Annotated in this window: 19 protein-coding genes and 1 tRNA gene; 11 read left to right on the forward strand and 9 right to left on the reverse strand. The window is 67.1% G+C overall.

Annotated features, from left to right (window positions below; translation table 11 throughout):
• Positions 1 to 17: 17 nt before the first annotated feature.
• Positions 18 to 974, forward strand: a complete 957-nt coding sequence (gene pip / locus EOW65_RS03450; protein WP_128147605.1) for a prolyl aminopeptidase — start codon at positions 18 to 20, stop codon at positions 972 to 974.
• On the opposite strand, the gene EOW65_RS03455 is transcribed toward pip, so the two are convergent.
• Positions 971 to 1,822 (reverse strand): helix-turn-helix domain-containing protein, encoded by an 852-nt coding sequence (locus EOW65_RS03455; protein ID WP_128147606.1) that lies wholly within the window; start codon positions 1,820 to 1,822, stop codon positions 971 to 973. The two genes, pip and EOW65_RS03455, sit on opposite strands and share 4 nt — an antisense overlap.
• A gap of 103 nt (positions 1,823 to 1,925) precedes the next feature.
• On the opposite strand from EOW65_RS03455, the gene EOW65_RS03460 reads away from it, so the two are divergent.
• The gene (locus tag EOW65_RS03460; RefSeq protein WP_128147607.1) at positions 1,926 to 2,786 is read left to right on the forward strand and encodes a DMT family transporter; all 861 of its coding nucleotides are present in this window, start codon (positions 1,926 to 1,928) and stop codon (positions 2,784 to 2,786) included.
• A gap of 39 nt (positions 2,787 to 2,825) precedes the next feature.
• Here EOW65_RS03460 and EOW65_RS03465 read toward each other — a convergent pair whose 3' ends face one another.
• The 8 genes from EOW65_RS03465 to EOW65_RS03500 all read right to left on the reverse strand — a co-directional run bounded on the left by EOW65_RS03465 (position 2,826) and on the right by EOW65_RS03500 (position 11,932).
• Positions 2,826 to 3,929, reverse strand: a complete 1,104-nt coding sequence (locus EOW65_RS03465; protein ID WP_128147608.1) for a COG1470 family protein — start codon at positions 3,927 to 3,929, stop codon at positions 2,826 to 2,828.
• Positions 3,926 to 5,374: a class I SAM-dependent methyltransferase gene (locus tag EOW65_RS03470; protein WP_128147609.1), complete on the reverse strand. Its 1,449-nt coding sequence runs from the start codon at positions 5,372 to 5,374 to the stop codon at positions 3,926 to 3,928. Before EOW65_RS03470 ends, EOW65_RS03465 begins: the two co-directional genes overlap by 4 nt.
• 22 nt (positions 5,375 to 5,396) lie before the next feature.
• Complete coding sequence (locus EOW65_RS03475) at positions 5,397 to 7,169, reverse strand: TylF/MycF/NovP-related O-methyltransferase (RefSeq protein ID WP_128147610.1); 1,773 nt, start codon at positions 7,167 to 7,169, stop codon at positions 5,397 to 5,399.
• Positions 7,166 to 7,414: an acyl carrier protein gene (locus EOW65_RS03480; protein ID WP_128147611.1), complete on the reverse strand. Its 249-nt coding sequence runs from the start codon at positions 7,412 to 7,414 to the stop codon at positions 7,166 to 7,168. The genes EOW65_RS03475 and EOW65_RS03480 overlap by 4 nt, the downstream gene beginning before the upstream one ends.
• A gap of 40 nt (positions 7,415 to 7,454) precedes the next feature.
• Positions 7,455 to 8,663 (reverse strand): cytochrome P450, encoded by a 1,209-nt coding sequence (locus tag EOW65_RS03485; protein WP_164879974.1) that lies wholly within the window; start codon positions 8,661 to 8,663, stop codon positions 7,455 to 7,457.
• Positions 8,656 to 10,449 carry a fatty acyl-AMP ligase gene (locus tag EOW65_RS03490; protein WP_164879975.1) on the reverse strand — a complete coding sequence of 598 codons (1,794 nt, stop codon included), beginning with the start codon at positions 10,447 to 10,449 and terminating at the stop codon, positions 8,656 to 8,658. Before EOW65_RS03490 ends, EOW65_RS03485 begins: the two co-directional genes overlap by 8 nt.
• A 2-nt stretch (positions 10,450 to 10,451) precedes the next feature.
• Positions 10,452 to 11,387 carry a radical SAM/SPASM domain-containing protein gene (locus EOW65_RS03495; RefSeq protein ID WP_128147614.1) on the reverse strand — a complete coding sequence of 312 codons (936 nt, stop codon included), beginning with the start codon at positions 11,385 to 11,387 and terminating at the stop codon, positions 10,452 to 10,454.
• A 470-nt stretch (positions 11,388 to 11,857) separates the two neighbouring features.
• Positions 11,858 to 11,932 (reverse strand) — tRNA-Thr (locus EOW65_RS03500).
• A gap of 115 nt (positions 11,933 to 12,047) precedes the next feature.
• Here EOW65_RS03500 and EOW65_RS03505 point away from each other — a divergent pair.
• The 9 genes from EOW65_RS03505 to EOW65_RS03545 all read left to right on the forward strand — a co-directional run bounded on the left by EOW65_RS03505 (position 12,048) and on the right by EOW65_RS03545 (position 18,529).
• Positions 12,048 to 12,233 carry a hypothetical protein gene (locus tag EOW65_RS03505; protein WP_128147615.1) on the forward strand — a complete coding sequence of 62 codons (186 nt, stop codon included), beginning with the start codon at positions 12,048 to 12,050 and terminating at the stop codon, positions 12,231 to 12,233.
• Positions 12,234 to 13,502: a UDP-N-acetylglucosamine 1-carboxyvinyltransferase gene (gene murA / locus EOW65_RS03510; protein ID WP_128147616.1), complete on the forward strand. Its 1,269-nt coding sequence runs from the start codon at positions 12,234 to 12,236 to the stop codon at positions 13,500 to 13,502. It begins immediately after the preceding gene.
• Between the two features lie 94 nt (positions 13,503 to 13,596).
• A complete protein-coding gene (locus EOW65_RS03515; protein WP_128147617.1) occupies positions 13,597 to 14,076 on the forward strand; it encodes a DUF2948 family protein in 480 nt (159 codons plus the stop codon).
• Positions 14,077 to 14,260: 184 nt separating this feature from the next.
• The gene (gene hisD / locus EOW65_RS03520) at positions 14,261 to 15,592 is read left to right on the forward strand and encodes a histidinol dehydrogenase (protein WP_128147618.1); all 1,332 of its coding nucleotides are present in this window, start codon (positions 14,261 to 14,263) and stop codon (positions 15,590 to 15,592) included.
• The gene (locus tag EOW65_RS03525) at positions 15,592 to 16,071 is read left to right on the forward strand and encodes a UPF0262 family protein (RefSeq protein ID WP_128147619.1); all 480 of its coding nucleotides are present in this window, start codon (positions 15,592 to 15,594) and stop codon (positions 16,069 to 16,071) included. The genes hisD and EOW65_RS03525 overlap by 1 nt, the downstream gene beginning before the upstream one ends.
• Positions 16,068 to 16,529: an arsenate-mycothiol transferase ArsC gene (locus tag EOW65_RS03530; protein WP_128147620.1), complete on the forward strand. Its 462-nt coding sequence runs from the start codon at positions 16,068 to 16,070 to the stop codon at positions 16,527 to 16,529. Before EOW65_RS03525 ends, EOW65_RS03530 begins: the two co-directional genes overlap by 4 nt.
• A 109-nt stretch (positions 16,530 to 16,638) precedes the next feature.
• On the forward strand, positions 16,639 to 17,046 hold the full coding sequence (locus EOW65_RS03535) for a ketosteroid isomerase-related protein (protein ID WP_128147621.1): 408 nt from the start codon (positions 16,639 to 16,641) through the stop codon (positions 17,044 to 17,046).
• A complete protein-coding gene (locus EOW65_RS03540) occupies positions 17,046 to 17,630 on the forward strand; it encodes a GNAT family N-acetyltransferase (RefSeq protein ID WP_128147622.1) in 585 nt (194 codons plus the stop codon). The genes EOW65_RS03535 and EOW65_RS03540 overlap by 1 nt, the downstream gene beginning before the upstream one ends.
• Before the next feature lie 5 nt (positions 17,631 to 17,635).
• A complete protein-coding gene (locus tag EOW65_RS03545) occupies positions 17,636 to 18,529 on the forward strand; it encodes a carbon-nitrogen hydrolase family protein (RefSeq protein WP_128147669.1) in 894 nt (297 codons plus the stop codon).
• The last annotated feature ends 64 nt before the right edge of the window (positions 18,530 to 18,593 follow it).

Below are 18,593 nucleotides of genomic sequence, written 5' to 3' on the forward strand. Positions count from 1 at the left end.
ATCGACGGAAGGACATCATGGACAGGCTGCGCGACTTCTACCCCGAGATCGAGCCCTACGAGACCGGCTTTCTCGACACCGGCGACGGGCCCCGGGTCTATTACGAGCGGGTCGGCACGCCCGGGGCAAAGCCGGCGGTGTTCCTGCATGGCGGACCGGGCGGCGGGATCCATCCCGATCACCGGCGCTTTTTCGACCCCGCGCGCTATGACGTGCTGCTTTTCGATCAGCGCGGCTGCGGCCGCTCGACGCCGCATGCTTCGCTCGAGGCGAACACCACCTGGCATCTGGTCGCCGACATCGAGCGGTTGCGGGCGTTGGTCGGTTGCGACAGCTGGCTGGTCTTCGGGGGCTCCTGGGGCTCGACGCTGGCGCTTGCCTATGCGCAGACCCATCCCGGGCGGGTCAGCGCGCTGATCCTGCGCGGCGTCTATACCGTCAGCCGGGCCGAGATCGACTGGTATTACCGTTTCGGCGTCTCCGAGATGTTCCCCGACGCCTGGGAGAAATTCGTCGCGCCGATCCCCGAGGCCGAGCGCAGCGACCTGATCGCGGCCTTCCGCAAGCGGCTGACCTCGGAGGACGAGGCGGAACGGCTTGCAGCGGCGCGGGCCTGGGCGATCTGGGAGGGCACGACGATCACCTTGCTGCCGCAGGGCGAGGTCGAGGCAGACTATGGCGACGCGCAGTTCGCGCTGGCCTTCGCGCGTCTGGAAAACCACTATTTCCTGCATGATTGCTGGCTGCGGCCGGGGCAGTTGCTGGACGACGCGCCGAAGCTGGCCGGCATCCCGGGCGAGATCGTCCATGGCCGCTATGACATGCCCTGTCCCTTGCGCACGGCGTGGGAGCTGCACCGGCGCTGGCCGGAATCCCGGCTGCACATCGTCGAGGGGGCGGGCCATGCCGCGACCGAGCCCGGCATCCGCGACCGGCTGATCCGCGCGACCGACCGCTTCGCCGAGGGCGCCTAGGCGCCGCTCCGGGCGGCGCGGACGAGCGCGCGATACTCGGCGGGCGTGCGGCCGGTCCGGGTGCGGAAGGTGCGGGTCAGGTGGCTCTGGCTGGAAAAGCCGCAGGCCGCCGCCACCGTGGCGATCGGCATCGGCCCGCCAAGCAGCGCCTGCGCCCGGGCGATGCGGCGCGCGGTGACCCAGGCATGGGGCGCCGTCCCACGCGACAGCTGGAACATGCGGTGGAAGTGATAGCCCGAAAGACCGGCGAGCGCCGCCAGATCGTCGAGGTGGATCGCCTCTTCGAGATGCGCCTCGATCCAGTCGTCGATCCGGCGCAGCTGCGCCGCCGTCAGCCCGCCGCGCAGCTGCGGGCGCTGGTGCGCAAGCCCGCCGATCAGCCCCGCGACCGCCGCCTCGGCCCGCAGCACATCGCCCGCCGTCGCCGCCGCGGCAAGCGTGCGCAGCCCTGCGGCCAGCCGGGCATCCTCGGCAAAGGTGCTCTCGCGCAGATCCAGCAGCCGCGCGTCACAGTCGTGGATCGCCGAGAACGCCGTCCGAAGCCGCGCGTCTGACAGATAAAGATGCACGAAGCGGAAGGGGGCGGTGATCTCCCATTCCGAGCCGCAGCCCTCGGGCATCACGCAGATCGCGCCCGGATGCCCGGCAATGCCCCCGGCATCGAGCCGCCGGGTGCCGGTGCCGCCCTCGAGATAGAGGCTGAAGGTGTGGTTCTGCGGCGTCTCGTAGCGGATCCGGTCGTCGTGGTTGTGCCAGATCGCCACCGCGCAGCCCGCCCCGAGATCGAGGCGCGCGGTGCTCTGCGCAACGGCGGAGCGGCCGAGGAAGTCATGGACCGTGGGGCGCATGAGACATCGGTAGCGCCGCGCCCCGCGCCGCGAAAGCCCCGCGCGCGATTTCACCGCAAGAACGTGCAAAACACCGCGGGCGCAGATGCGCTAGAGGCAGGGCATGAACACGCTTTTCCTCTTCGCCGCCACCGTCCTGATCTGGGGCACCACATGGATCGCCATCGCCGCGCAGGTCGGGCCGGTGCCGCTGATCGAGTCGATCTTCCTGCGCTTTGCGCTTGCCGGGCTGGTCATGCTTGCCGGGCTTGCCGCACTTGGCCGGCTGCGGCGGCCGGCGCAGTGGCGCTTTGTCGTCGTGCAGGCGCTGTGCCTGTTCTGCTTCAACTTCATCGGGCTCTACAATGCCGCGGCGCTGATCCCCTCGGGGCTGGTGTCGGTGGTGTTCTCGCTTGCCTCGATCTTCAACGCGGTGAACGCGCGGATCTTCTTCGGCGAGCGGATCACCGGTCGCACGCTGCTGGCCGGGGCGATCGGGGCGGCGGGGCTGGGGCTGCTGTTTCGCGACGACCTTGGCGGCGCGGCCATGGGCGACACCCTGCGCGGCATCGGCTGGGCCTGTTTCGGCACGCTGATGTTTTCCTTCGGTAACATGGCCTCGCGCAAGAACGGCCAGCTTGGCGTGACGCCGGTGACGGCGAATGCCTGGGGGATGGGGATCGGGGCCCTGGTGCTCGTCGTGCTGATGCTGGCGGGCGGGCAGGGCGTGGTCTGGCCCACGGGGGCGCGCTATTGGGCGGCGCTGGCCTATCTGGCGCTGATCGGCTCGGTCGTCGGCTTCACCACCTATCTGCTTCTGGTGGCGCGGATCGGCTCGGCGCGGGCGGGCTATGCGACGGTGGTCTTCCCGGTGGTGGCGCTGCTGCTCTCGACCCTTTACGAGGGCTTCCACTGGACGCCCGGGGCGTTCGCCGGCCTGGCCCTGACGCTGATCGGCAATGTGGTGATGTTCGCGCGGCGCTGAGACCGTGCGGACCGTTTCCGCGGACGGCCCGAGCCGGGGTCACCCCAGGGACGGTGCGCTCTCGCCCGGACGGGAAATGCTGACCCGGCAGGTGGCGCGTTCGCCGCCGAGCTCACTCAGCCACATGACCCCCGCATGTTCGACATCAACCTCCAGCAGGTATTCACCCTCCGTGCCGGGGGCGCGAACCAGAAGGTCCATATCCACCGAGCCGCCCGGCGGCAGCGGATGGTTCAAAGGCTGTTGGTCGTCCAGCCATTGAACCATGCCGCCGTCGGGGTGGCGCCAGTGGTTTCCCACCGAAAGTCCGCTTTCGCCGGTCGGGGCCCAGATGACGTCCGAGGTGTTGCGCAAGGTGACGGGGACAGTGCACAGGCTGCCAGCGGTCATCGCCATCCGGGAGGGCACCGCGAGGTCGGCGCGCAGTGACCAGATCGGAAAAGAACCGGGACAGGTTCCCGACGCCTGATCCATGCGTCGGCGCACGAGATCACTCAGCAGGCTGAGGATTTTGCCGCTGAATAATTTGCCATGTTCGGACGGGAGGGTATCGATCGTGCAATGCGGGAGGTTGGCGCGCAGCACGGCTTCGGCATCGTGAAACCGATGGAGCGGATTGGTCAGGTCATATCGGCCAAAGATGAAGGCGGCGCGCCCGGGATATGGCTCGAAAAGAAACGGGTTCAGGCCGATCAGCAAGGTGACTGCGCGCCCGGAGGTCATCAGCAGCTGCGCGATCTTTTGCGCCAGCAGGGCCCCTTGGCAATTGCCGCCGATGAACAGGGGGCCTGCCAGCGCCAGAGAATGGAGTTCCGCCGCGCACATGAGCGCCATATGCAGGTGGTTCTCGGCGCTGGTCTCGACGACCAGATGCCCCGATCGCATGCCGTAAACGGGCTGATCCGGCCCCAGGGCGTCGGCGAAAGCGGCAAATTCTACATACCCCTGGAAGCACCAGACCAGAGGGGGGCGGGAACCGCCAATATTGACGCCGTAGATCAGCCCGTTCTCGCTGACCACCTCGCCCTGCCACCACGGCCGGGTGACGGCCCCAACGGTCTGGCGGAGCCGGTCAAGCAAGGCCGGATCGATCAACCCCTGTCGCGCAGGCGCAGCGTCTGGAAAATCGCGCGGCCGGGTCATCGCCGCCTCAGCCAGCCATTGAAATTGAAGGTGGCATTGTAGCCGAAGCGGTCACAAAACCGCGCGTCAATCTCGTAGTCCTGCGACCGCCGCGCCAGAAAGGCATCGATCGCCCGGGACGGCGGAGAGAGCACGGACGAGCCGGACGGCGTGTCGCTGTCGCTGCGGAACGCACCGTCCTCGATGACCATATAGTCCCCCGCCGTCAAAAGCGGATCGAAATAGTCGAGCACGGCGGTGCAGGTTTCTTCGTCATGGGCGGAGTCCTCGATGACGAGAAGCGGGTGCCCCAGGCTTCGCACATCATCCGGCGACAGCACCTGCGCCAGATTTCGGGCATCGCCCACGCGCGCATCGATCCCCGGGTGGGAGCTGGGCACACGCGGCATGAGATCAACGCTTATGACCCGAACCTCAAGGCCCAGGGCTGCCATGGTATCGGCCAGCCACTCGGTCCGCCCGCCTTCCAGGCTGCCGATCTCGATCACCGCCGCCGGCTTCAGCTGCCCGAGCAACGCCAGATAATTGGCCATGTCGAGCGGATTGAGCAGCATCGCCCGATCCTTGTAACGATACCCGAGGCTGCCTTTCAGCAATGCGGTCAGCACGTCATCGGGCAAGGCGCTGGAGAAGTTTCTGGCCCCGGTTCCCGGTCTCGGTCCCGAACCGGCAGGCAGCAGTTTCGGGCGATTGCCGTCGAGCCGTTCCAGTTCCGCGATTTTGCACAGGTTGCGCAGCGGGCGGCTAAGGTCCAGGGATTCGAGGACAGCGGCAAGCGCAGCGGTGGTCTCAAGCCGCGCCCGCGGGACGATCACCGCCAGACCGAAGAGCAGGGGCAACCAGACGACTCTGAATTCTTCGCTCCGCGGGAGCAGGAAGTCCTCGATCGCCGTCCGGACGCCATTGCGCGGGCCGCCCTCATGTATCGCATGGAATGAGCCGGCATTATATCCCCCCGGCGACAGGCCCCGCTCCCGGGGCAGAACGCCGCCGATGCGGAATTCTTGCCGGTCTTTTTCGGGAATGCGGTCCGGGCAGTAATAGAGATCGCGCCGGCCATAGGGCCATTCCACGTCGTGGCAGATCGTGATCGGCGCGTGTGCGTCCACCGGTCCTTGCGTCCCATAGATCATCTCTAGCTCATGGTAGACGGTGTACCAGTTGTGATCGCCGTCGATCAGAACGACGTCGGCCGGGAGCAAGTCGCCCAATACTTCCAGGCTGGGGCGGCGGTGGACGAAAACGGCACCGGCAAAGCGGTCCTGAAGCCCCTCCATATCGAGGCTTGGCTCGGGATCGACGAGCTCCACCCGCGCCCCGGCCGTCTGCGCCCAGGAGGCCAGAAGGCGGGAGGTGCGCCCCCTGTCCACTCCGATTTCGATCACCCGCCGGGCCTTTGCGGCTTCGAGGATGGGTTTGACGACACTTGGCCAGAACTGGAACACGGATGCTGTCTCCGATGAATGTTCAGGACTTGCGCCAATAGGCGCCAGTCCAATCGATCATGGTGATGGGGGGCGTAATGCCGCGCGCGGACCTGAACCGGTCCACCGCCTGGGCGCATTGTCCCAGGCCGCCGTAGTCGTCGATGACGATGAACCCGCCCGGAGAAACGCGATCATAAAGCGCTTCCAGCGCCTGCATGGTGGAACTGTAAAGGTCGCCATCCAGCCGCAGCACCGCCAACTGTCCGACCTCGCAGTCAGCTAGGGTATCGGCAAAGAAGCCGGGCAGGAACCGCACCCGCGCGTCGAGCAGACCGAAATCGGCGAAGGCCCGCTCCACCCGCTGCTGGGATACTGCCAGCGAGGGAAAATGCTCTCGCGAAAGATCCATGCCCTGATCTTCCGGGTACGACGGCGGGGGCAGGCCGGCGAAGGAATCTGCAAGCCACACGGTCCGCTCCCGGTCCCCGCTCAGGTCCAGAACGGCCTTCATGAACAGGCTGGCTCCGCCACGCCAGACGCCGCATTCCATGACGTCTCCAGCCACACCTTCGGCCAAGGCGGTGGTCACGCACCACTGCAGATGTTCCAGACGCTGGCGCCCGATCATCGTGTAGCCAAGGGGCGGGCCGGCATTCGCGGTTAGGGTGTCGATACCGCGCGCGCGGATGCGGCGTTTTTCGTCCAGAGCCAGCGCCAGCTTGCCGGGCACATCATAGAGTGTTTCCGTCCAGAACGCGGGGGGAACCTCCTTCGCGCCGCGCAGCGAGTCGAGCGCGACCTCGGTTTCAAGCCCCGTCTCATTGAGCAAGACCGCTTTCAGGAGATCCAGATACCGGCCCGTCGCATCAGGGCCCATCCGGACGACGGTCGCGTCTTCGCGCGCGGCCGCATGGCCCGCGGCAAGCTGGCGGTGATAGGTTTCGCTCGCCGCGCGCGACACCGGCCCGAAATAGCTGCGTTCCGCGTCCACCACGCGAATCCGCCCCCGAAGGCGGTAATATTCCTTGGCCGCTCTCTTGTTGACCTCCAGTGAGTCGCTTCCGGCATTGGTATGGGTCCCGCCGTGAATTTGGTGGAACACGCCCTCTCCGAGGACCGTCACCTGCCGTGTTCCCGGGCGCTCCAGGGCCCGCCACAGGAGATCCGCATTGGCAGCGCCGCCGCCCGGGCTCTCGAAGGCCGGATCGTAGCCGCCGAGATCTTGCCAAAGACCCCGAGGCAGGAACAGGAGATTGCTTTCGCTCAAAGGCCCGAACCAGCCCCGGACGACATTCTCGGCGAAGGGGCTGATGTCGAACAGGCGATAGCCGTTGTTCTGCCAGTCGATCCCGGCCAGCAGCCGGTCCTCCCACGCCGCATCATAGCCCTGCTGCATGGTGATCCATTGCGGGCCAGGCCCGATCTGGAACGACAGGGTGGTGACAACCGCGGCAGGATCGGTGCGCGCCGCGCGGCGGCAGGCGTCCAGCAAACCCGGACTCGCCATTCGGGCGCCGTCGATATTGACCCCCACCAGGGGGGCTGCCGCGAGGCTCAGGCCGTGATTGATGGCCCGCACCGGTGACGGGGCGGGATCGGGGAAGGAATGGATCTGCAGGTTCAGGCCCAGATCCGCGAAATCCTCGGCTTTGGGCGGATGGCGTGATCCGTTGTCGATGACGATCACTTCGTAATCCGTCGCCGCAATGCCCTGCTGGTACTGCGGCGACAGGCTGTAAAGTGTCCGCGGCAGCTCTCGTGCCATCTCATAGCTGATGACGATCAGGCTGAGTTCGGGCGTCTTGTCGCTCATCCGATGATGCCGTTGGCCTGCAGGTCGGCAAGGAGTTCATCGACTGTCGAGTTGCGCAGGAACAGCGTGGCATCGATTTCGGTGTTGAAATGTTCTTCCATCGCGCCCGCCATCACGACCGCGTCGACTGAATCGAGCCCGATATTGTTAAACCGGGAATCGCCTTTGATGTCGGCCGGGTCGACATGCAGCAGCGACGCGAGAAAATCGGTGATCCACGCTCTGACCACATCTGCCTTCAACATAAGTACCTCGCTGTCGGGCGATTTCTGACGCCCATGATGATTAGATCTGCACGGGAAGGCTGTTCATGCGCCTTTGATTGTGAAGAGGCCGCCACGGCGGCTTCTCCAGGACGACGTGGGGGCGTGGCCCTTCGAGCACCTCGCGCGTGGCCATTTCCGCCTCCATGCGGGCGATCCATCCGCCCAGACAGTGATGCAGCCCACCGCCGAAGGATTGCACCGACGGGCCGGTGCGCCCCGGGAGATAGCGGTCGGGATCCGGATAGGCACGCGGGTCCCGATTGGCGGCGGCGATCATCAGAATCAGGTGCTGACCCGCTTTGACCTGGCAATCTGCGATGGTCTGATCCGTCATCGCCCGGCGCCGAACCTGTTGGATGGGGGCTTCCAGACGCAGTGCCTCGTTCACCGCGCCGGAGATGAGGGCGGGATCGGCGGCCATGCTGTCACAGTGTTCGGGGTGGCGCAGAAGCAACCATAGGCCATTGCCGATCAACGCTGCGGTGGTCTCGAAGCCGGCCATGAACACAAAGCTGGCAAGGGCGGCCAGATGGTACTCGTCCATGGGCTGGTCCGCTTCATCATTTCGGCTGAGTAAAAGTGAAAGCCCGTCATCTGCCGGCGTGCGGCGGCGCTCGGCGAGCCGGTCGCGCAAGAAGACATGGGCTTCCTCCAGGCGCAGATTTGCCGAGCGGTAGTCGCGAATCGAACATCCCCGGTTGAGGATCACTGGCACCCCGGCCAGCGTGGCGGCAAGCCAGAGCGCCTCATCGTCGGAAAGACCATAGAGCCACCCCATGAAAAGCGGCGGCAACGGGTCGGCGTAATCGCGCATCAGGTCGATCCCGCCATCCCGGGCCAGCGGGGCGATGAGGCGGTGGGCAATGCGCTGCACCGCCGCGGCGCAGCTGGCTTGCGAGCGCAATGCCAAAAGCCGCGCAACAAGCGAACGCAGCGGCCCGTGCGATGGCGGGTTGCGGAAAAACAGCGCCATCTTCAGCAGGCGGAGCAGCTCAACCGGATTGTCCCCGAGGGCGCGGGACACATCGCCAACGAACTGCCCGAGATCGAGGGTCAGCAGGCTGGAATTGGTGAAAGCTTCGCTCACCTCCCGGTGACGCAGAAGAACCCACGCCTGTTCCGTGTCGGTCCAGAAAATCGGCGCCTGTTCGCGCAAGGCGGAATAGACCGGATGCGGGTTGTCCCGCAGGCCGGGCGCCAGGCTGTTGAACGACGCAAGATCAATCATCGGGCTGGTCCAGAGCTGTGGAGGAGGCCGAAATGTGGCCTGAGCCGGCGGTCTCAGCCGTGTCCAGGCGGACGGGCACCAACGCCTCGGCGAGATAGGCCTCGCGGCAGGCGCTGCGGCGGATCTTGTTGCTGGTGGTGCGCGGCAGGGCTCCGGGGCGCACCAGCACGACATCCGATGCCCGCACGCCGAAGCTCTCGCAAATTGCGGCCGACACCGCCTGGGCGGCAAGACTGAGGGCCGGGTCGGTCAGATGACCTCGTTTAACTTCCTGAAGGACGATCAGCGCGTCAGTCCCGTCGTGATCGATGGCAAAGGCGGCGGCGGTCCCGGCGAGAGCAGGGTGAGCGCGCGAGGCGGTGGCCTCGATGTCCTCCGGATGATGCTTGGCCCCCCTGACGATGACCACCTCCTTCAGGCGGCCGACGATGACGAGGTCGTCACCCCGCATCAGCCCCAGATCACCGGTGCGCAGGAATGCGGCGCCGTCAAGATCATCGGCAAGCCGGGCCTGGAATGTCGCACGGGATTGGGGCTCCTGCCGCCAGTATCCCGCCCCCACATTGGGGCCCGCCACCCAGACCTCGCCCACCTGGCCTTCGGCCATGCGCCGGCGACTCTCGGGATCGACAATGGCCAGGACCTGCCCGAAGGCGGCTTTGCCGCAAATCACCCGGTCGATCTCTTCGGATCGCCCGGGGGCGGCGGGGGTCTTGGCGCAGGCAAGACCACGTCCGGCCGGCCCGCCGGAGATGAACAGCGTTGCCTCGGCCATTCCGTAGCAGGGGAACAATGCATTCGGGTCAAAGCCGGCGGGGGCCAGAAGCTCGGCAAAGCGGCGCAGATCATCTGACCGCACGGGTTCGGCGCCACAAAAGGCGACGCGCCAGGAACTCAAATCCAGCCCGTTCAGCTGCTCGGGCCGGATGCGATCCGCACACAGCGCATAGGCGAAATTGGGGCCGCCGCTGCTGGTCCCGCGATAGCGCTCGATGGCCTGCAGCCAGCGCAACGGTCGCTGGATGAAATCCATCGGCGACATCAGCACCGCGAGGCCCCCGAGGTAGAGAGGTTGCAGCAACCCGCCTACCAGGCCCATGTCATGGAACAGCGGCAGCCAACTTATCATCCGCGTATCCGCGTCGTGACCAAAGGCGATGCGGATCATCTCCATATTGGCCATCAGATTGCTATGGGTCACAATCACGCCACGGGGATCGGCGGTCGAGCCGGAGGTGTATTGCAGGAATGCCGGATCCTCGGGCTTCAGGGCCGATGGCATCCAGGTGCCTGTCTCCTCCCCGGCATCCGTCCCGTCGGTCACCACCCAGGGAATGTCTGACATCTGCGCCGGAAAGGTGCCGCGAATCGTCGCGTCGGCTGCCAGTGTGGCGCTTGTCAGAACCAGACGGGGGCGGGCATCGGCAGCAATGGCCGCGATCCGCGAAGCCGAGCGCGACGGGGTGATGAAGGGGGGCGGAACGGCGATGGCCCCGGCGTAAAGGCAGGCGCAAAAGCCGATGACGAACGGAAGACCCGCCGGATAGACCAGCAGCACGGTCTGCCCTCGGGCGCCCTCTCGGACCAGCCGCGCGGCCCAGGCTCGGGCCTGCCGGTCCAGTTCTCCATAGGTCAGACAGCGTCCATCGCCTTCGCCCCGGTCCAGGAAGCGCAGGGCGATCTTGTCGGGAACGGTCTGCGCGTGGTGGCGCAGAACTTGAACCAGACTGGTCTTCCTTTTCGGGCGCGTCTCGTCCGCGCGGATCTCCGGCAGGCCTGTGTCCACCTCTACTGTCCTCTTTGCTGAAACCTGGTGACGGCTTCGGTTGAAGGGCTGTGCTTCAGATCCGCTCCCACCTCGCACCGGTTGCAGACCGGCATCTCGGCACGGCGCGAGGCCAGGGCTTCAAGAAAGGCGGCCCGCTTGGCACCGGCAAACAGGACGCTGTAACGGCTTTCACCGAGGTTCCCCAAGAATGCGGCGCCCGGATGAAAGCAGCACGGAACGATATTCCCGCGATGGTCGATGTAAAGATTGCCCGGGGCGGCCGCAATTGCACAGCCGCCCTGACCCATGGGGACCCTGTCCCGGGCCCGGTCGCGGAGGCTGTCGGGCAGCTGAATCCAACTGCGGAATTCTGGGTGGACACCGAAGGGTTTCAGCACCTCTCGCCACCGCAGCCTGTCCTCGGGAGCCTCGATGACGCAGCGCGCCTGCAAATGAAGGCCTGGATGCCGGGCTGCCAGATCCCGGGCGAAAGCCAGGAAGGACATGAGCTTCGACCACCTGGCGGGCGGCCGCAGGGCCTCATACCGGGCCGCAGTGCCATCTCCGTCGCAGCTGATCGTCAGAAGATTGACCAGCCCCATCGCCACCAGCGCCTCAAGCCGATCCCTGGCATCGCACTGGGCGTTGGTGGAAATTTCAACCCAGTGAATGTTGATGGGGCAGTCGAGCACACTCCGTCCAATCTCTTCAAGATGGGGGTGCAGCAGCGGCTCCCCATAATTGAAGAGGCGCAGCAGGGTGATCTTCGGCACGTCGATATGTGCAAGGCAGCGGCGGAACAGATCCGGCGACATGAACTCGGGCCGGGGGGCAAGGCCTGAATTGGGGCAGCCCACGCACCGCAACTGACAGCCGCCGACGACATCGAAGTGAACCGTGGAAAGCCCTTGCCGCTGCTCGGGAGGTTTCGGTTGCGGCGGCAGAAGATTTGGCATGGGCTTTCGTGCCTGCTCAGAAGCAAGGGGTCTGGAGTTGCCAGATGCGGCCCCGATCAAACACGCCGACCATTTCGGCTGACCCGATATTGAAAATGCCCGACATTGCCAGCTGTTCCGACCTCTTTGCCCGATCTCGGGCCGCCCGTGTGATCGGCGCGCCCCGACCCGGCATTTCCCAAATGGTTTGCCGTGGGAGAAAGGGAAACATCGCGAGATCAGCGGGTCAAGAGCTTTGTGGCGTCCAGGGGGGGGGCGTCGACGCGCCCGTGAGACCGGGGCCACGGTGCTTTCACCGTTCCTGCGTCGGCACTCGAGACTGGGCGACCTGAGCCCGCCAATGGACACCAAGGTGCGCGCCATGCTGGTCTGAGCTGCTGTCGATGAAAACCGCCGCCGCTCAGTGGAGCGCCGAAGAAACTTCAAGCATCTGGCGACGCTCGTTTTCTTGGTTTCTTTTAGGTGAGGGCTGGTGCTGCAGGAGAGGATTGAACTCTCGACCTCTCCCTTACCAAGGGAGTGCTCTACCACTGAGCTACTGCAGCGCCGTTTCGGTCGGCGTCGACCGTGGGCGGGGATTTAGAGGACATCGCGCGGGGGCGCAAGGGCAAATTTTCACTCTCTCTCGACACATTTTTTCGGGCGGGGTAGAGAGGGCCAATGACAGAGGATACCCCCGAGAAGAAACCCGGCAAGGGCGGCGCGAAAGCTGCGCCCGAAACCCGCGAGGAACGGCTGCGTGCCGCGCTGCGGGCGAATCTCGCGCGGCGCAAGGCGCAGGCGCGCGGGCGGGCGGCGGATGTGGCCGAGACGGAATCGGGTCGGGGCGGGCAGGAGAACGAGTAGATGGATTCGATCATCGTACGCGGCAACGGGCCGCTTCACGGCCAGATCCCGATTGCCGGGGCCAAGAACGCCTGCCTCGCGCTGATGCCGGCGACGCTTCTGAGCGAGGAACCGCTGACGCTGACGAATGCGCCGCGGCTGAGCGACATCCGCACCATGACCGAGCTTCTGGCCAGCCTCGGTGCCGAGGTGACGGGGCTGCAGGACGGCAAGGTGCTGGCCACCTCCTGCCATGGCGAGATCAACCCGGTCGCGGATTATGACATCGTGCGCAAGATGCGCGCCTCGAATCTGGTGCTCGGCCCGCTGCTGGCGCGGCTCGGCCATGCGGTCGTGTCGCTGCCGGGCGGCTGCGCGATCGGTGCGCGGCCGATGGACATCCACATCGACGCGCTTTCGGCCCTTGGCGCCGAGATCGAGCTGAAGGAAGGCTATCTGCACGCGCAGGCGCTCGGCGGGCTGCGCGGCGCGGTGCACGAGATGCGATTCGCCTCGGTCGGCGCGACCGAGAACTTCCTGATGGCCGCGGTGCTGGCGAAGGGCAGCTCGGTGCTGAAGAACGCCGCGCGCGAACCCGAGATCGTCGACCTTGCCCGCTGCCTGCGCGCGATGGGGGCCGAGATCGAGGGCGAGGGCAGCTCGACCATTACCATCCAGGGCGTCGACCGGCTGCATGGTGCGACCCATCCGGTGGTCACCGACCGCATCGAGCTGGGCACCTACATGCTCGCCCCGGCGATCTGCGGCGGCGAGGTCGAATGCCTCGGCGGCAAGATCGAGCTGGTCGAGAGCTTCTGCGAGAAGCTCGACGCGGCCGGGATCTCGGTCGAGGAGACGGCGACGGGGCTGAAGGTGAAGCGCAAGAACGGCCGGATCCGCGCCGTCGACGTGGTGACCGAGCCCTTCCCGGGCTTCCCGACCGACCTGCAGGCGCAGATGATGGCGCTTCTGGCCACCGCCGAGGGGACCTCGGTGCTCGAGGAGAAGATCTTCGAGAACCGCTTCATGCACGCCCCCGAGCTGATGCGCATGGGCGCGCGGATCGAGGTGCAGGGCGGCCAGGCGACGGTGCATGGCGTCGAGAAGCTGAAGGGCGCGCGGGTGATGGCCACCGACCTTCGGGCCTCGGTGTCGCTGATCCTCGCCGGGCTTGCGGCCGAGGGCGAGACCGTGGTCAGCCGTGTCTACCACCTCGACCGCGGCTATGAACGGGTCGAGGAAAAGCTCGGCGCGGTCGGCGCCAAGATCGAGCGGGTGAAGGGCGAGTGATGGCGCAGGGGCGTGCCGCGACCGACGCGCCTGAGGGGAAGACCTACAAGGAATGGGAGGCCGAGACGCTCTCGGTGCTGCCGCAGGAGGACGCATGACGACCGACGCGCGATTCGAGGATGGGACAGAGGGGGCGCTCGCGCTGCGGGCCGAGACGGCCGAGGACCTGAAGGTCATCGCCGCGCTGGTGCAGGACGCGGTGTTCTCCACCGCGGACATCTCGTGGGAGGCGAAGTCGCGCCGGCTTGCGCTGCTCGTCAACCGCTTCCGTTGGGAGGACAAGGCCGCGGCCGAGGCGGAAAAACGCCCCTACGAGCGGGTGCGCGCGCTTCTGGTGATTTCGGGCGTGACCGGCATCGCCTCGCAGGGCATCGACCGCAAGGATCGTGACCTCGTGCTGTCGCTTCTCGATCTCGGCTGGGAGCCGGGCGAGGACCCCGCCGGCCGGGTGCTGCTGACGCTCGCGGGTGACGGTGCGATCGCGGTCTCGGCAGAATGCCTCGAGGTCGACCTGCACGACGTGACGCGGCCCTATCGTGCCGTCTCGGGCGCGGCGCCGCATCACCCCGACTGATCCGGCCTTTTGCCAGGCTGAAATACTTTCGGGGAGCCGGCGGCGAGCCCCCGGCGGCCGCCTGGGCGGATCCGTCGGATGACTGTTTGGGCCGGGAAAAAGCCGGGGGTGCAGGGCAGGGGACACGAGTGCTTGCCCCGCGCGCGGCAAGGCCTTAATCCCTTGGGCAAGAAGGAGCCTCCCCATGCCGCATTTCCTTGCCACCGCCGACGCCGATTTCGAGACCCGCTTCACCGCGCTTCTGGGGATGAAGCGCGAGGACAGTCCCGATGTCGATGCGGCCGTCGCCGCAATCATCGCCGATGTGCGCACGCGCGGCGATGCGGCGGTGATCGCGCTGACCGAGAAATTCGACCGGCTGTCGCTGACCCCGGAAACCCTCGCCTTCTCGCCTGCCGAGATGGAGGCGGAAATCGCCAAGGTGCCGGCGGCCGAGCGTGCCGCACTCGAGCTCGCGGCCGAGCGGATCCGCACCTATCACGCGCGGCAGATGCCGAAGGCCGAGGAACGCTGGAGCGAACCCACCGGCGCCGAGCTCGGCTGGCGCTGGACGCCGGTCTCGGCGGCGGGGCTTTACGTGCCGGGCGGGCTGGCCTCGTATCCGTCCTCGGTGCTGATGAATGCGATTCCGGCCAAGGTCGCCGGGGTCGAGCGGCTGGTCATCGCCTGCCCGACGCCCGGGGGCGCGGTGAACCCGCTGGTGCTGCTCGCGGCGCGGCTTGCGGGCGTCGATACCGTCTACCGGATCGGCGGCGCACAGGCGATTGCGGCGCTTGCCTATGGCACGGCGACGATCACCCCGGTCGACAAGATCACCGGGCCGGGCAACGCCTTTGTCGCCGCGGCGAAGCGGCGCGTCTTCGGCAAGGTCGGCATCGACATGATTGCCGGCCCCTCCGAGATTCTGGTGATCGCCGACGGCACCGCCAACCCCGACTGGGTGGCGATCGACCTGCTCAGCCAGGCCGAACACGACCAGTCGGCGCAGGCGCTGCTGCTGACCCCCGATGCGGGCTTCGCGAAAGAGGTCGTCGCGGCGCTGGAAAAACGGCTTGCCACGCTTGAGCGGCGCGAGATCGCCGGCGCGAGCTGGCGCGATTTCGGCACCGTCATCGTCACCCGCGACCTGAGCGAGGCGGCGGCGCTGTCGAACCGCGTCGCGCCCGAGCACCTTGAACTTTGCGTCGCCGATCCCGAGGCGCTGAGCGCCGAAATCACCCATGCCGGTGCGATCTTCCTTGGCCAGTGGACGCCCGAGGCGATCGGCGATTATGTCGGCGGGCCGAACCACGTTCTGCCCACGGCGCGTTCGGCGCGCTTCTCCTCGGGGCTGAGCGCGATGGACTTCCTCAAGCGCACCACGCTCGCGAGGATGACGCCCGAGGCGCTGCGCGCGATCGGCCCCTCGGCCGAGATCCTCGCCACCTCGGAAAGCCTGCAGGCGCATGGCCTGTCGGTGCGGGCCCGGCTTGACGCGCTGAACTGCGCCGAGGCGCTGAAGGAAGGGGACGCCTGATGGCCCGCATCACCCGTCTCGAGATCGACGACAGCGGCCTGCCGGCCCCCGCCCCGGAAATCGAGCAGGAGCGCCGCGTCGCGGTCTTCGACCTGCTCGAGGACAACAGCTTCACCCTCCCGGGCCGCGACGGCGCCCCGGCGCCCGAGGGCCCCTTCGCGCTGACGCTGGCTGTGCGCGACGGCCGGCTGGTCTTCGACACCGCCACCGAGGCGGGCGAGAAGGTGGCCGAGTTCCACCTCAGCTTCGGCCCGTTCCGGCAGGCGGTGAAGGATTACTTCCAGATCTGCGCCAGCTATTTCGACGCGGTGAAGAAGCTGCCGCCGAGCCAGATCGAGGCGATCGACATGGCCCGGCGCGGCATCCACAACGAAGGCGCGCGGATCTTGCAGGAGCGGCTCGAAGGCAAGGCCGAGCTCGACATCGACACTGCGCGCCGCCTTTTCACTCTCGTCTGTGTTCTTACCCCGGTAAAATGATGGCGTCGCTTCCCCATTCGGTCCTGTTCTGCTGCGACCACAACGCCACGCGTTCGCCGATGGCCGAGGGGATGATGAAGAAGTTCTACGGTCGCGAGGTCTATGTGCAGTCGGTGGGGGTGAAGTCGGATCTGGAGATCGACGGTTTCACCATCGCCGTGTGCCACGAGATCGGCGTCGATCTGACCCGCCACCGCGCCCGCGATTTCAACGAGCTGTCGGATTTCGGCGACGAGATCGAATCCTTCGATCTGGTGGTGGCGCTGACGCCGGCCTCGCGCGCGCTGGCCGAAGAGGCGGCGCGGGTGCATCACGTCTCGGTCGAATACTGGCCGATCACCGATCCGACCGGGGTGGGCGAGGGGCGCGAGGCGCGGCTGGCGGCCTATCGGCTGACCCGCGACCAGATCCGCGCCCATATGGTCGAGCGCTTCGGGGCGCCGAAACAGCCGATCTGAGCCGCTGCCGCCGCGACGGTTTCGCGCGCCCGGACGTCGGTTGCGGGGTTTGACGCGGGGCCTCGCGCATGCCACATCTCGGTCAGTTCCATCCGACCGGAGTTCGCCCATGCCCCGCGCCGAAGCCCTTGCCACCGTCACCCGCTATTACGAGGCCTTCAACGCCGGCGACACCGCCGCGATGGAGGCACTGATCGCCGACGAGTTCGAGCATCACGTGAACGAGGGCGAGATCCGCCGCGGCGCCGAGGCCTTCCGCGCCTTCAATGCCCACATGACGCGCTGCTACCGCGAGCATCTGGCCGATGTCGTGGTGATGGCGAATGACGCGGGCACCCGCGCGGCGGCCGAATTCGTCGTGCATGGCGTCTATATCGAGTCCGACGACGGCCTGCCCGAGGCGCGCGGGCAGAAATACGTGCTGCCGGCCGGCGCCTTCCTCAGCCTGAAGGACGGCCGCATCACCCGGGTGACGACCTATTACAACCTGTCCGACTGGGTCCGGCAGGTCAGCTGATGGTCGAGGTCCGCAGCCTGACCGGCGCGGCGCTTGACGCGGCGCTTGACGACGTGGCGCGGCTGCGCATCGCGGTGTTCCGCGACTGGCCTTACCTTTACGACGGCTCGCTCGACTACGAGCGGCGCTATCTCGAAAGCTATCGCGCCTCGGACACGGCGGTGGTGGTCGGCGCCTTCGACGGTGCGAGGCTTGTCGGCGCCGCGACCGGCACGCCGCTCGAGGATCACGCCGAGGATTTCGCCGCCCCCTTCGCGGACACCGGGCTGCCGCTCGAGACGGTCTTCTACTGCGCCGAGTCGGTGCTGCTGCCCGAGTATCGCGGCCATGGCCTCGGCCACGCCTTCTTCGATGCGCGCGAGGCCCATGCCCGGGCGCTTGGCCGCAGTTTCTCCGCCTTCTGCTCGGTGATGCGGCCGGCCGATCACCCGATGCGGCCCGCGGGCTACCGCCCGCTTGACGGGTTCTGGCGCAAGCGCGGCTACGAGCCGATGCCGGGCGTCGTCGCGCACTTCCGCTGGACCGATCTCGGCGACAGCGAACAGACCGAAAAACCGCTGCAATTCTGGGGGCGTGCGCTGTGAGACATGTGACCGTGGCGGCCGCCGCCTATCCCTTCGATCAGGTCACCGATGTCGCGCAATGGGCGGCGAAGGTGCGGGCCTGGGGGCAGCAGGCGGTGCTGAAAGGCGCCGATCTGCTGGTCTTTCCCGAATATGCGGCGATGGAGCTTGCGGCACTTGGCGGGCCGCAGGTCGCCGCCGATCTCGAGGCGTCGCTGAACGAGGTGGTGCGCCACCGCGCCGCGATGGAGGCGACCTTCGAGGGGCTGGCGATCGAGTTCGGGCTGACCATCCTCGCCCCCTCGGGCCCGGTGATCGAGGGCGGGCGGCGGCTGAACCGCGCCACGCTCTTCGGTCCGGCCGGGCGCATCGGCCATCAGGACAAGGCGATGATGACCCGTTTCGAGCGCGAGGAGTGGTCGGTCGAGGCGGGCGCGGGGCTGACCCTCTTCGACACCGCGCTTGGCCGCATCGGCGTGCTGATCTGCTATGACAGCGAATTCCCGCTGCTGGCCCGGGCACTCGCCGAGGCGGGGGCCGAGATCCTGCTTGTCCCGTCCTGCACCGACACCGAGGCGGGCTTCTGGCGGGTGCGCGTGGGCGCCATGGCGCGCGCGCTTGAAAGCCAGTGCGTCGTCGTGCACGCGCCGACCGTGGGCGAGGCGCTGTGGTGCCCGGCGATCGACGTGAACCGGGGCGCGGCGGCGATCTATGGCCCCCCGGACACCGGCTGGCCGGCAACGGGCGTGATCGCCGAGGGCGCGATGGACGTGCCCGGCTGGGTCGTCGCCACCGTCGATCTGGATCAGGTCGCCGCGAGTCGTTCGGGCGGCGCCGTGCTGCCCTTCGCGCATTGGCCCGAACAGGCGGCGCAGGCCGCGCGCCTTCACATTGTGCCGGAAAAGCTCCGCGACGCTTGACATTCTCCTTGAATTTTGCCGCTTCACGGCGCATGTATCGCGCGCCCGCGGAATCTGGCGGGTG

It is taken from the genome of Paenirhodobacter ferrireducens (assembly GCF_004022265.1).
GTDB classification, from domain to species: Bacteria; Pseudomonadota; Alphaproteobacteria; order Rhodobacterales; family Rhodobacteraceae; genus Rhodobacter; species Rhodobacter ferrireducens.

Coding starts and splice junctions, on each gene's coding strand:
- pip (WP_128147605.1), top strand. CDS start 18: ATGGACAGGCTGCGCGACTTCTACCCCGAGATCGAGCCCTACGAGACC.
- EOW65_RS03455 (WP_128147606.1), bottom strand. CDS start 1,822: ATGCGCCCCACGGTCCATGACTTCCTCGGCCGCTCCGCCGTTGCGCAG.
- EOW65_RS03460 (WP_128147607.1), top strand. CDS start 1,926: ATGAACACGCTTTTCCTCTTCGCCGCCACCGTCCTGATCTGGGGCACC.
- EOW65_RS03465 (WP_128147608.1), bottom strand. CDS start 3,929: ATGACCCGGCCGCGCGATTTTCCAGACGCTGCGCCTGCGCGACAGGGG.
- EOW65_RS03475 (WP_128147610.1), bottom strand. CDS start 7,169: ATGAGCGACAAGACGCCCGAACTCAGCCTGATCGTCATCAGCTATGAG.
- EOW65_RS03480 (WP_128147611.1), bottom strand. CDS start 7,414: ATGTTGAAGGCAGATGTGGTCAGAGCGTGGATCACCGATTTTCTCGCG.
- EOW65_RS03485 (WP_164879974.1), bottom strand. CDS start 8,663: ATGATTGATCTTGCGTCGTTCAACAGCCTGGCGCCCGGCCTGCGGGAC.
- EOW65_RS03495 (WP_128147614.1), bottom strand. CDS start 11,387: ATGCCAAATCTTCTGCCGCCGCAACCGAAACCTCCCGAGCAGCGGCAA.
- EOW65_RS03505 (WP_128147615.1), top strand. CDS start 12,048: ATGACAGAGGATACCCCCGAGAAGAAACCCGGCAAGGGCGGCGCGAAA.
- murA (WP_128147616.1), top strand. CDS start 12,234: ATGGATTCGATCATCGTACGCGGCAACGGGCCGCTTCACGGCCAGATC.
- EOW65_RS03515 (WP_128147617.1), top strand. CDS start 13,597: ATGACGACCGACGCGCGATTCGAGGATGGGACAGAGGGGGCGCTCGCG.
- hisD (WP_128147618.1), top strand. CDS start 14,261: ATGCCGCATTTCCTTGCCACCGCCGACGCCGATTTCGAGACCCGCTTC.
- EOW65_RS03525 (WP_128147619.1), top strand. CDS start 15,592: ATGGCCCGCATCACCCGTCTCGAGATCGACGACAGCGGCCTGCCGGCC.
- EOW65_RS03530 (WP_128147620.1), top strand. CDS start 16,068: ATGATGGCGTCGCTTCCCCATTCGGTCCTGTTCTGCTGCGACCACAAC.
- EOW65_RS03535 (WP_128147621.1), top strand. CDS start 16,639: ATGCCCCGCGCCGAAGCCCTTGCCACCGTCACCCGCTATTACGAGGCC.
- EOW65_RS03540 (WP_128147622.1), top strand. CDS start 17,046: ATGGTCGAGGTCCGCAGCCTGACCGGCGCGGCGCTTGACGCGGCGCTT.